The following is a 14,351-nucleotide window of genomic DNA, read 5'->3' as shown; positions in this document are numbered from 1 at the left end:
AAATCCTTTAGAAATAACGAGGGCTTAAAATTTGCCTTTGGCCCCGACCAAAAGTAACGCCTAAGGTAACCTCATGTGTACCATTTTGAAGTCCGCTCATCTTGTTCAACATATGGTCATACGAATAACCGACACGAAATTTTGGTGTCACATAAAATTGTACTACACCACTGAATGAATTCAGCGAACTCAAATTATTTGCTGAATAATCTTCATAATCCCGCTTAAATATCCGTGACCGGGTTCTGTAACCACCACCGATCCAAAATTTATCGTTAAAGATAAACATTGTATTAATATCTAAGGAAGTCGGTCCCTGAAAATCATCTTTTATCAATATACTGGGACGCATTAACAGCCCTCTTTCCAGCTTAAATAACGCTCCTGCAATAAAATAACCATGGATGTTACGGTAAATGCTTTCTAGGGCATTTTGGTTGAACTGAAAATCTTCATCACTATCGGTCCCGGCAAACAGATCCTGCACCGAAACCCCGGCATACCAGCGGCTGTTGTTATAATAAATTCCCAAACGTATATCCGGCTTCCAAGTATTGATCATTCCTCCGGGAATTTTGCCATCACCCATATCGTTAGGTTCCAGTTTGTTGCCATCCAAGCCATATTGTGTCACTCCCCCGGCAACGCCTAAGCTCAGTCGATGTTCATCATAGTGGTCAAGTTGCAGCCGGATTGCATAGTTTGCGTAGGCACTCAAGGCACTCTGTGCCCCTAGGCGATCTCCTGTAATTTGCATTCCCACACCATGTCGTCGATTCACTTCATCCAATACACCGTCTATAGATACGGAACCCGTCTGCGGTGCACCTGTCCACCCGGTCCATTGACTACGCAATCCCAGTTGCCCAAACCACTCCTCCTTATATCCCGCATAAGCCGGGTTCACACTCATCGAATTGAAGATATACTGCGTGAACTGGATATTTTGCTGGCCGTAACCCTTCAAACTAAGAAGGGTTATAGCCAGGATATTTAATGTATACTTTAATGTACTTTTCATTGACCGATACTTTTATGATTAATTACGCTTGATGGTGACATATCCTTTATGGACTGTAGACTTACCTGCCCTTATAGCTCTGACAATATAGAAGTATGTACCTTCCGACAAGCCTCTTCCATCCCAACGATTGTTATAATTCTCGTCTCTATATACCTCGTTACCCCAGCGGTTGATAACCGTAAGCTCAATTCTGTCAAACGCCTCATAACCAACGATCTCAAAGTACGGGTTAAATGCATCATCATTTGGCGTGAATATATTCGGTATAAACAATTCAGGAGCCTCCACAATGATCACCGCAACCGCATCGTCACAGTTAGTTGGGTTCAGCACCTCGCAAATGGTGTATGGATACTGATATTCACCCGGCTTCGTGCCCGGAGCCACCTTAATCGTACCGTCAGGATTCATCGACAGGTCAGGATTGCTCGGCATACCCGGTGTCAGCGTAAATTCCCCATCCAACAACGGCGCACCGTTCAAACGGTCGTTCGTCAGTACCGTTTCGATAGAGGTCGCACCGTGGCGCGTATTCTGCACATATATTATATCGTCCACCGCATGGATCGGAGCAGCAGCCACACGTATGGTTGCTGTTGCCTCGTCACAGTTTGTCAAGTTCAACACCTCACAGATACGATAGGTATGTGTATACGTTCCTTCCGCTGTACCCGGAGCTACAGTAATGATACCATGGCTGTCCATCGTCACCGCCGGATCGCTCGACACCAGCGGAGTAAATTCGACGTCACCCGCCGTGACAGCAACACCATTCAACAAGTCGTTCGTCAATACCGAAGCATCAGTGATACCTCCGGTATACCCATTGATTGGCCGAGATGTATAGTCATCATCGATCGCTTCTATGGTCGCTCTTATGACCGTAACAGTGATTGTCGAAGTACTACAGTTTGTTGGGTTCAACACCTCACAGATGGTATATGGATACGGATACGAACCCTCAGGTGTATTTGGCATGACTGTTACTGTACCGTCAGAATTCATCGTCAATCCCGGATGAGGGCTCACTCCCGGCAACAATTTCACCTCGTTCTCATCGATAGGATCACCGTTTAAGGTATCATTGTCGAAGACACTCGGTGTCTTACCGCCAGACTTACCGTTGATGCTTGGAGGAGTATCCGGATTAGCCACAATCGGCGCTTTTGTGACCACAATAGTCGCTACAGCTTGATCACAGTTGGCCGGATTCAGCGCTTCACAGATGGTATACGGATACAGATAAGTATCTTCAGGCGTACCCGATTTCACGGTGATCGTACCCGTGCTGCTCATCGTGATATTAATGTGCGGTGTAGCACCCGGTGTGAAGATAACCTCACTTGGTACGACCGCTGCACCATTCAACAAATCGTTAGCCAAAACTGTAGGTATCGTTAAGCTTCCACCCACATATCCATTTATCGGTTGAGACGAATAATCATCACTCACCGCATCTATCGTTGCTACTGTCACGTTTATCGTCACGATAGCATCGTCACAGTTGGACGGATTGATCAGGTCACAGATCCGGTAATGTATCTGATACGTCGCTGCCGGAGTACCCACCGGTACACTTACATTACCCGTGGCCGGATCAAGTACCGGAACGTTCGTATTGACCGCCTCATGATGAGGTGTCGCTGGAGCAGTTACCGTAATACGTACATTACCTGTCGTTGCACTACCTGGTGTAACGCTATTGAAACGATCGTTTGCCAAGACATTACCTGCAGAGGTATTACCCACACGACCTATTACCGGACCAAAGTTATCATCTTCCGCAACGATCGCCGCACCAAATACTTCGACTTTCACGACTGCTCGCGAACAGTTTGCCGGATTGATCAAGTCACAGATCTCGTACTGTATCTCATATTTACCTACCGGTGTTGTAGCCGGTACACTAACCTGACCAGTAGCCTCGTCAAGTAGGGGCACCAATGTATTCGATGCTCCTGCAACTGATTTTGCCTGATCAACTACACGTAGACTCACGTCCGATAAAGTCGCTGCAGCTCCGTTGTAAGTGTCGTTTGTCAATACATTACCCAAGTTCGAGTCACCATCCGTGCTATTCACCGGGGCGTATGTATTATCTACAGCAGCAATCTGTGGCAAAGCCACTTGGATTAATGCCGTAGCATGATCACAGTTAGTGGGGTTCAACAATTCACAGATACGGTAACGGATACGATACTCCCCTGCCGGTGTGCCCGCAGGTACGCTGATCTGTCCAGTACTTTCATTAAGCACCGGTATGTTTGCAGATCCGTTTATCGGTGCGGCAGCACTTATTACCTCGATACTAACCTGCGCTATATCAGCCTGTACAAAGTTCAACTTATCGTTGTCCAGTACGTTGCCCGCATCCGTCGTTCCCGACACACTGCTGATATTACTATAGAAGTCATCGTCCGGATCGATTTGTGCCGGTGTAATCCATACCGTGATCCAAGCTTTGTCACAAGTAGTCGGATCCGCCACTTCACAAATCTCGTACTCGATATCATATCTGCCCGCAGGTGTATTCGCCGGTGAAGTCACTACTCCAGTAGTCGTATTCAGTACTGGAACATTCGCTGCATACGCTGCAGGTGCTCCAGGCTGTTGTGCTGCCGGCGTCAGTACCTTAATATCGATCTGGCCATTTGTCAAAGCCGTTGCAGCATTCTTTCCGTTAAAGGAGTCAGTACTCAACGCGTTACCGAAGTTATGCGCTTCGATACCCACTACTGGGCCATAGTTGTCATTGACTGCATGAATCGGAGAAGGACTGACAATTACCGTTACAGTTGTATTCGCACAGTTCGTCGGATTGAGAAGTTCGCAAATTTCATACGGAATAGTGTACGTTCCTGCAGGTGTACCTGAAGGTACACTAACCTGCCCCGTAACATCACTCATAATTGGCACAAGCGTATTTGTGTTCGCTGGATCCAATGGAGAAGCCGGTGTAACCGTCAAAATTATCTTATCCAAAGTCACAGGCAGACCATTCAAACGATCATTCTCCAAGGCATTTCCCAAGTTCGGATGGCCAGCAACTGTGGTTACCGGACCATAGAGATTAGGATCTGCCACGATCGGCGCTGCCACCACGTTCACCGTGATGGTCGCGTCATCGCAGTTGGTCGGATTCAATATCTCACAGATCTCATATTCGATCATATAGCTGCCCGCAGGTGTACCCGCTGGCACAGAGACTACGCCCGTGGCAGGGTTCAGTACAGGCACATTTGTATTGCCCACCGGAGCCGTGGCCTGTGGTGTTGCCGGAACAATAGATGCCAACGGAATCGTCACCTTATCCAGAGTAGCCTGTACATTGTTCAGCCTGTCATTCGTCAGGGCATTGCCCACGTTCGGACTGCCCGTAGCACCGTTGACCGGTGAAAGTGTATAATCATCATCAACCGCGTCGATACCAGCTGCTCCAACAACAATTGTTGCTGTACCCGGTGTTGTCGTACAGTTCGCCGGGTTCAGTACCTCACAGATATCGTACGTATAGGTATATGTACCTGCAGGTGTACCTGATCTAACACTGATCGTACCGTCAGGGTTCATCGTCAAATATTGCGAAGCATCCGTCACCGTAGCAGGCCCTCCAGACACCGTACCCGGCACCAGGCGAACATCCGACGGATCAAGCGGATTTTCGTTACCCAACACGTCATTGGCCAAGACCGAAGTGGTTGTGCCTCCATTCGCACCGTTGGTAATAGTAAGTGAAGGATCGGCCACTGCCGTAATGGTCGGAGCCGTAACCGTAATCGTAGCGATACCGGTCGTGCAGTTCGTCGGGTTCAGCACCTCGCAGATCGTGTACGGATAGGTATACGTACGAGCAGGCGTACCCGGTGCTACCGTGATGATACCCGTTGCCGGATCCATCGAAATACCCGGATGAGGGGGCGTGCCAGAAGTTAAACTGATCAGGGCCAAAGATGCCGGATCAGCCGGATCGATATCCACTCCGTTCAGCTCATCATTATCCAGCACGGACAGTCCGGTAGTAGGTGTTGTTGTCTCTGCACCTGTCTGACCGTTAAAAGTATAGGTATCAGCATCCGCAACAATCGCCGGTGCTTCCACATTGATCGTTATTATAGCATCATCGCAATTCGTCGGGTTCAATACCTCACAGATACGGTACGTGATATGGTACGTACCTGCCGGCGTACCCGCAGGTACAGTCACCACACCGTCCGCCGGATCAAGCGTGGGAACAGGTTTACCGGATACAACAGGCGTAGCCGCGTGTACTTCTGTAATCTCCACAAGAGCCGGATCTGCTGCAACTCCATTCAACAAGTCGCTATTCAACTTATCGTTGTCTAAGACAGACGCACTCGCCCCTCCATCTGCACCATTGAACGGACCGAAGCTATCATTGTCCGCTACGATCGGATCAGCCGTCACGACGATAGTAGCCAATGCCTGATCACAGTTCGACGGATTCAGTAGCTCACAGATCTCGTACCTGTACTGATAGGTACCTGCTGTGGTATTAGGAGCTACCGTAATCGTACCGTCCGTGTTCATTGTTATCGAACCTTGGATCGGCCCGGTGACTAAGCCCAAGTCAGCACCCGTCTGGTCAGTGCCTGTACGCTTCAATGTAACTTTAGCCGGATCAAGCAACGTACCGTTCAACAGGTCGTTGCTCAGCACCGAAGTTGTCGAACCGCCGCCTATACTGCTGATGGCCGGATAAAGATTGTCTACCGCGTCTATTGTCGAGCTGCCCACAGTGACGGTCACCGTAGCTGCCTTACACCTATCCACATCGGGAAGGTGTGCATTTAATTTATCACAGATGCTATAGGTGATCGTATATATGCCATCGGGAGTTCCCGAAGCGACAACCACCTGACCAGTATTGTCTATATATGGAACAGGGATCAAAGGATCAAACGGCGCTGAAGTCACAGTCACGTCGGCCAACGTCGGTACCCGTCCGTTATAAATATCATTAATCAGAACATTGCCCAGGTTATCATCCCCCACATTCCCTTTTACAGGACCGTAAGTGTCGGCGTTCGCTTCAAGCGGCGCTGCCACCACATCGATCGTGATCGTCGCGTTATCGCAGTTGGTCGGGTTTAATATTTCACAGATTCTATATTCAATCGTGTACACACCATCAGGTGATACAGGCGTACCTGCAGGTACGCTCACGATACCCGTATTCGGATCCAGTACCGGTACCAATCCATCCGGATGTAACGAATTAGCCGGGGTAACAATGCTAATCTCTACCTTATCCAAGGTAGCCTGTACATTATTCAGCAAGTCATTGCCCAGGATATTGCCCACATTCGGGTGACCCGTAGCACCGTTAATCTCATCATAATCATTATCCACCGCATCGATATCTGCCTCTCCCACCTCGATTGTCGCTGTAGCAACAGTGCTGCAGTTCGTCGGATTAAGTATTTCACAGATCGTATACGTATAGGTATAATCACCCGCAGGTGTACCCGGTCTCACTGTAATAGTACCGTCAGGGTTCATCACCAAATATTGCGAAGGATCAGTCACAGTAGACGGTCCTCCGGCTACTGTACCCGGAATCACGCGAACATCCGACGGATCAAGTGGATTTTCGTTGCCCAACACGTCATTATCCAATACCGAAGTGGTTGTACCTCCATTTGCACCATTGGGAATATTAAGCGAAGGATCGGCTACTGCCGTAATGGTCGGAGCCGTAACCGTAATCGTAGCGATACCGGTCGTGCAGTTGGTCGGGTTCAGTACTTCGCAGATCGTATACGGATAAGTATAGGTCGCTGCCGGCGTACCCGGATCTACCGAAATAATACCATTCGCATCCATAGTAATGCCCGGATGTGGCGAAGTACCCGGTGTAAGCGTTACAGTGCCTGCTGTTGCTGTTGTACCATTCAACTCATCATTGCCCAATACAGAAACCCCGACAGTAGCTGTTGTTTCTGCACCTGTCTGGCCATTGAAAGTGTAGGTATCAGCATCCGCGACAATCGCCGGTGCTTCCACATTGATCGTTACTATAGCATCATCGCAATTCGTCGGGTTCAGTGCTTCGCAGATACGATACGTGATATTGTATGTACCCACAGGTGTACCCGGAGGTACGGTAATCTGACCTGTACTCGTGCTCAATGTCGGCACAGGAAGACCAGGTATTTCTGTTCTAACCGGTACAGCGTCGTGTACGATGGAAACGGTCAATGTACCGTCCGTAACCAAAGCAGCTATACCCGTTGTCGATCCGTCAAAGCTATCATTGGTAAATACATTGTCTATATTGGATTCACCTGTAGCGCCATTGATAGGCCCGAAGATATCATTATCTGCCAGAATAGGTCCTGCCGATACTGTAATGACGGCCACCGCATTGTCGCAGTTGTCCGGATTCAGGATCTCACAGATCGTGTACGGGTAAGTATAAACCCCTGCCGTCGTACCCGCTCCTACCTCAATGGTACCATCGGGGTTCATCGAGATCGAACCTGTTGTCGGCGAAGGCGCAGTACCCGGCGTAAGGGTAACTTTCTTAGTTGGATCCGTAGCCAGACCAATGTCGCCTATAACCAATAGATCGCCATTCAATCTATCGTCTACGATGACGGAAGTCGTCGTACCACCTGCACTACCACTGATCGGTGTAGTGAAATGGTTGTCCTTCGCGTCTATGGTCGCATCACCCACGGTGACTCTCGCATACGACGTCGCGCAGTTGTCCGTATTGGCCGCTTCACAGATCGTGTATGGGATCGTATAGACACCATCAGGTGTACCCTGAGGTACGATAACCGCACCGATGGCCGGATCGCCCGGAGCACTTGGTGCAGTAGTATTTATACGAGGGTAGTTTGTCGGTAGTGTAGAACCTCCATCCCACGTGGCAGTACCTACAGCAAGGGTCACATCAGTGACAGTGGCTGTACTGCCATCCAATAGATCATCCGACAATACATTGCCCAGATCATCTTCGCCTACATTGCCTTTGACAGGGCCGTAGGTATTCGGCGTAGCGACGATCGGTCTGTCCGTCACCTTGATCGTGATCATCGCTTGATCACAATTGGTAGGTGGCCCTGTTAGATTATTCTCACAAATCCGGTATTCGATCACATAATCGCCTGCCGGTGTACCCATCGGCACCGAGATATCACCATTTGGATCCAACACAGGAACATTTGGATTTGCTCCTATCGGCGTTGCAGGTGTAATGGTGCTTACCGTCACGGTGTTGGAGGTCGCTGATGATCCCTGCGTAGCCGGTAATCCATTCAATGTATCGTTGTCCAAGGCATTGCCCACAGGTTGGTCGGCCGTCGTGCTGGCTCTGACCTGGTAAGTACCGTCGTTCACCGCATCGATAGGCGTACGTACCCTTACCGTAGCCACTGCGTCATCGCAGTTGGTCGGATTTAATATCTCGCATATCCGGTAATTCAAGGTATAGTCACCCGATGGCGTACCCGGTGCTACCGTAATGGTACCGTCTACATTCAATGTCAAATGCGTGCTATTCGAAGGATTTTCCTTCACAGATATGGTCACGTCTGCCGGGTTAATATCTGTATTATTAAGTTGATCGTCAGGCAGTACCGATGGTGTATTACCACCGTTTCCACTGATTGGCGAACTGGTAAAATTATTGTCGTTAGCCGTGATATCCGGCGCAACTACTGTAATATAAGCCACAGCATTGTCACAATTGGTCGGATTCGCTACCTCACATATTGTATATGGATATTGATAAGTGCCCGCAGGTGTATTTGGTACTACGGTAATCACACCCGTACTACTGTTCATAGACAGATTGGGGTGATTCGGTGTGCTTGGCGTGATTTTCACGTTGCCAGTCGTGGCCTGTGCACCAGCCAAGAGGTCACGCCCCGCCGAAGGTGTACCGGTATTGTTCAATACCGTTGTCAACGGCACGTTGGTGTCGCCAGCGCCAGTAAAAGTACCGGTCTTGCTGTTGATTGTTGCATAGTAGTTATCTACCGCCTCGATCGTATTGATCAGCGAGCGCAGTGTCGTCTCCGCATAGCTACTCTGACAGGTATTATAGATCAAGGTCCAACGTGCAATCACCTGTGCCCCGATCGGTAGTCGTACCGTCGCAGTGGGTGTCGTAACCGTATGGATTCCTGCTGTTCCAAAACCAACCTGTGCCAAGTCTGCACCTGTCACCGATTCGATCGTCCATCGTCCAGTAACTCTTGTTGCCGCCGGAGCTGTCGCTGTTACGGTAAATGAGGTTACATTTATATCCGATTGAAGAGCTCCCGAGGTGATTGCTGCTATCGGGATATGGATGGGGATAGCAACACGCTCACTTTGGCATTCGCCGTTTGGCACCAATGAACTCGTGACGTAATATGTGCTGTTATTCGTAGCGTTCAAAAGTGTCGTCGGATCAAGAGGCAATCCTCCTGTCGCATTCCGGTAGAAGCGGAGGTTCGGGCCTGTGGCCAATAAATCCGATACCCTTGGATTCTCTGAAGCACAGAACACCTGCCTGTCAGGCGATACGATGGGCGGATCAATGGCCAACACCAACGGTGTCGTACCCTCGTAGATGACGTGCTCGCTGCTCAGACAAGATCCAAATCCCGGAGGACAACCTGTTTGATCCGGGCTAAATAAGCGGAATATGGTTTCTTCTATTGTCCAGTCTCCACAGGCCAACGCTTCCGGCTCCGTGCCGGCATAGCGTATCTGCTTATCTACCAGACCGATGCTTTGACCCGACGGAACATCTCTTTTTAACACAAAGATATACCCGATTACCGGATCCAATTCCACAAATTGTGCCTCTTCAGGAGCGAACAGGTTCTCCGGTTCATCATCAAATACCCAATCTGCCGGCAACTTGATGGAAATACGGTGCCGTTGATCCGGCTTGTTCGTATCCAATGGATCTAAAATAGGGTCAACCGCTCCCCTTAATGGATAAGTATTGCTCGTCGTATTCTGAAATGTCACATTGTAGGCCGCATACAACGGTCCTGGAGGATTAAGCGTGGCTACCGCCACCGCAGTACCGACACTCTTCGCTACCTCAGGGCTCGCACCGTCGTCAGCACCCATTACGGTCACACGAGCCGATGTTGCCGCAGCAGCAGGGACCTTTTTGCCGCAGATATTTTCTGAACCAACCTGGAAGCGGATACGCTGTCCACTGCGGAAATCACACCCATTGACAGCAAGCTTAAAGCCCACATTTATTTTTTGGCCTGCCGGCAAATCTGGAATAATGCCAGCCGGGATGGTAATCCTGATCCATGATGGAGATACAACGATGCTTACATCGGCGTCGTTTACCGGAGTATACCCCGTGCTACTGCCCCAAGCCCAATTATCTGTGTCGTCAAAATCTGCAAGAATATCAGGCTCACCACCAGGATTGGCTACCGATGTCGCCCCTGTATATACCCCTGTAAGTCGCAAAGACCCGGGTACATACGTCAAATGCGCCATGGACACAATAGGTATAGTTACTTCCAAGCCCTTTGAGACAGCCGAACCCGCATTGTTGATCTCAAATGCATAGGGCAAATCTGCACAAAGCATTGGTCGATTTGTGGGTTTGGTTTCATAGATGACCCGTGCTTGTACACGAGGCTGGCCCATAGTAAATTCTAAATCCAGCATACCCACTTCCCCACAGGCAGCACCACCACAAGTATATCCGTACTCCAGATTCAGCCCAGTCTCATCACAAAACGAAGCTAAATCATTCGACTCAATCAAATAATATTTTGCTCCACCCGGAGCAATGGTTCCTAACGTATAATTATCCGCATCCACTGTTGTTAGCGTAGAGCCAACAGGAGTCGCCATATTCGTGTAACTCGTCACCTCGGTCATAGAAGTGATCACCACACCACCTGTTCTCTTCAACCATACCGACTCCAGATTACGGAAAGCCGACCTGTTGTCGATCCGTATCACCCACTTCGGTCCGGTCGCATCGCTCACATACGAGTTAGTCGCAGCCGCGGCTGCAGCCAATGCCTCGTAGCCGGTATTATAAGTCAAGATGCTTGTAACATTCCCGGCATTAACCCAAGCCCCGGAAGTGTTAGGTCTCTGGTATGCGATGTTGACATTGACCGTTCCGGTTGCTGCTGTAGGACAAGTAGACACTGCCGTAGTAGTAAGCCGCACACGGAATCCCTCATCAAGGTAAGGGCCTCCTGTCGGATTGCCTTGTATCGTCTGCAGTGCAGCCGAAAGGTCTATCATACCGCTACCATCAGGCACAACATCTGTAGACCCTGAAAACCCTTGACCCAAAAGCTCCACTTTCACATTGGTGATCTGAATCGCAGCTCCCGATCCCTGTGTAAAAGTTGCCTGTGTAGGGCGAATAAGCCCTCTATATTCCAGTGGGAACAATCCATTGCGCTGGTTATTAATCAGCGAATAATCGAAGGTCACCGATGCTGAAGCGTTACCGTCACAGTCTGTGATATTGCCCGACCCATCGGAGAGCGTAACTCGGTCTGCTGCAAAGTAACCATACGCATCCGTACCTCCTGCACAGATATGTCCTACACCTCCGTTATCCGTCAACTCAGCCGTCACTCCAAAAACTTGTTCGCCTCCAACTGCGGTTCCGTAAGGAGCCGTAGGTCTGACTCGTACGGACATCAGCAATGCGTCTCCTTCCAAAAATCCAGAGAAATCAGCAAGACTGCCGGGCCATGCATTGGTCGAACCAAATGCTGTTATATCCAAGCTCAATGTCACCTCGTTACCAACTTTAGTTGGCGTAATACTTACAGTATGTACATCCCCTCCACGGGTAATCTCGAGACTACCACCGACAATTGACCAATTAGCAGCGGTCACCAAATTTGTAGGCAGAATCACTTTCATAGCTCCATTCGTCCATTCTGGCGAACCGACACTTAGGTTGACCGTAGCCGCTCTCGAAATCTCCAATATATCGTTGGTCGTAAAAGCTGTCGTCCTAATCAGTGGATTTGTCGAAGCGCTCGTTCCGGCAGGAATGCTGTTAGCGGGAACTTGGTCAGGACCAATGTTTACTCTCCGCAATACAGTGAGGCCATTGTTCAAGCCATCGGTACAGCCCGGAAGTGGACAATCCACCATCTCTATCTCTGTCGGCAGACATTGCAATGCTATTTCGCTGCCACATTCGTCACCTCTATATAACGAAGTACTTAAACTATACGAAGGGTCACCAGCAGTACAGTCACCGACTGTAGCGTCAAACAAAATCCGTAGCCCGGCTAAGTTTAGCGTCGTACCTGTCGCCCAGCGCGGAGCCACTCCATACGGAATCTCTAGGGTATATACTCCTGATCCCGGTGCCGATTCTGTCCATGTCAAATCTACAAGCTCTGTTCCCTCATAATCAAAAACCCGAACCGGACCATTAGCTGTTAGATTGTTCAAGGTAAGCACGATACTTGCTTTTGCATTGGTACCAAGCCCTTGCGGATCCACAGTAAAATCAGAAGCCACAAAGTCCGCGAGATAGCTTTCGCCGGCCTGCACCTCCAATGCCCCAATATTCAAGACATCAAAGGAGTAATTGATACTATTTCTCAGCGTATGGCTTATAGCGATAGGCACATCTCCAGTACATCCATTGGCATGTCCGTAAGTTCCTGTTACGGTAGCAAGCCCAAATGATACACTTTCCGGGTTATCACCGCAAGTTGCTCCAGCTGTGTACTGATGTTGCTGGGTCGCCCGCATGAAAAAGGATTCACCCGGTACCAAATCTGGAATTGGACCTGTACTCCATGATGGAGAAGCTATATCAGCAGTCCACTCCATACTGCCGGCTACAGTAGTTATTCCTCCTGTAGTCAGATTCAGATTGATATTATTTGCAATACCCGATCCGGTATTTGTCACTTTCCAAACCAACACATCATTACTACCAGTCAAACATTCGACATGAGTGTTCGTAACCATGTTGACCTCATGCGCTTCGACTTCCAATACAGGATATTTGGAACGATCAAATGCAGTCTGTACTTCCAACGTATCTGCCCCTGGTCTACACACGGGGTTCAAGAGGTCACAGCCGTAATAGGCGACATATTCAGTCTTTAGGTTATCACAGTTGGAGCCGTCGATTCTAAGGTCTTCCAGAAATGTAACAGATTGCCCATTGGTGATGGGACTCGATGCCGTATAAACCAAATTCCCACCGGGAACAGTTTCCCAATCCCAAGTTCCATCGGGAGTGGTAGAGGGAAGAGTTACAGAAGCAAACGTTTCATCTACCAATCCCGTAAATGTACGTTGCAGCACAAAACCGCTTATCGAGCCGTTACCGTTGTTGGTGATGGTAATCGTACGGGCGATTGGATCACCGGCGACACCAACCTCACCATTGGTACTGGTTGTTGTAGTAGCAATGTGAAATACAGCATAATTGACATTCAGCGCTTCAGATTCGGCGACCAAAGAATCGCCGCCGCTAACAAATTCATAGTTTATAACAACAGCTTCTTCTGTATCATTATCCTCTATAATCGCAGCACAAGTAGCCCGTACATCGAATTTATATTCGTTCGTACCGTTCGCGACTATCGTCTGTGAGGCTAAGGTATACTTCGTATTACCGTCAACCGTAACAGATGTGGTAGTTCCATCAAAACCAAGATCACCTGTCTTCCTTACAGGACCAACGAGTTCAAACCCTGCCGGTATCGTAAATGAAAACGAGCCATTCAAGGCCGCAGTTCCTGCTTTGACAGCTACGGTGACTTCCTCTGCGGCCCCACAGGCATTCATCTGCGGCATCACGAAATCCTTCTGTATCTCCTGAGCAGAGAGCTGCCCTATGCCAACAAAAAAGAATAACGCAAAAAACACCAAACTCCGCGGCGTCACTATTAATTTTGATAAACGACTATTGCAAAAATTATTCATATCTTCTGATTCTATGATCTGTGGTTGTTCTAAATATTATATATCGTCCTCGCAGCACCCTACCGTTTTCATCATCTTCTCTTTTCTTTCCTCCAGTATTTTAAACTTGCTGTAGAGCACGAGGGGTAAGACGCAAATGGCCAAAACGATCATGACTATTGTCCCAATGATACGGGCGACAGGAACATCATCTTTAAAGATCATGTCCGTTTGTTCCATACAGTATGAAAAGAAATGGCGATACATCTTATCCATATATTAAGTTAATGTGTCCGCTCTCTCCCGTCACAACATGCACGGATTCTGACACGCGCTAAGGATGAGTCAATACAAAAGTCTCTACATTCTTAGAAAAATATTGTCTCATTTTCGGACCCCAGAAAGTATGAGAACAAAATGA

The 14,351-nt window shown here is 48.8% G+C and carries 3 protein-coding genes; all 3 read right to left on the bottom strand.

The genetic code is table 11. The features are described from left to right. Positions 1–7 precede the first annotated feature (7 nt). From G5B30_RS13865 to G5B30_RS13855, 3 genes are read right to left on the bottom strand one after another with little or no spacing between them, the layout of a single operon-like run. On the bottom strand, positions 8–1,021 hold the full coding sequence (locus tag G5B30_RS13865; protein ID WP_165320585.1) for a type IX secretion system membrane protein PorP/SprF: 1,014 nt from the start codon (positions 1,019–1,021) through the stop codon (positions 8–10). A gap of 18 nt (positions 1,022–1,039) precedes the next feature. Further along, positions 1,040–13,951: a gliding motility-associated C-terminal domain-containing protein gene (locus G5B30_RS13860; RefSeq protein ID WP_165320584.1), complete on the bottom strand. Its 12,912-nt coding sequence runs from the start codon at positions 13,949–13,951 to the stop codon at positions 1,040–1,042. 36 nt (positions 13,952–13,987) lie between these two features. Beyond that, positions 13,988–14,206, bottom strand: coding sequence for a hypothetical protein (locus G5B30_RS13855; RefSeq protein ID WP_165320583.1), 219 nt, complete (start codon positions 14,204–14,206; stop codon positions 13,988–13,990). Positions 14,207–14,351 lie beyond the last annotated feature (145 nt).

Origin of the sequence: Sphingobacterium sp. SGG-5, from assembly GCF_011043525.1 — a bacterium.
Lineage (GTDB): Bacteria > Bacteroidota > Bacteroidia > Sphingobacteriales > Sphingobacteriaceae > Sphingobacterium.
The sequence above is the reverse complement of the archived record's forward strand: the minus strand, read 5'-3'. Positions and strand labels throughout refer to the sequence as shown.

Coding starts and splice junctions, on each gene's coding strand:
- G5B30_RS13865 (WP_165320585.1), bottom strand. CDS start 1,021: ATGAAAAGTACATTAAAGTATACATTAAATATCCTGGCTATAACCCTT.
- G5B30_RS13860 (WP_165320584.1), bottom strand. CDS start 13,951: ATGAATAATTTTTGCAATAGTCGTTTATCAAAATTAATAGTGACGCCG.
- G5B30_RS13855 (WP_165320583.1), bottom strand. CDS start 14,206: ATGGATAAGATGTATCGCCATTTCTTTTCATACTGTATGGAACAAACG.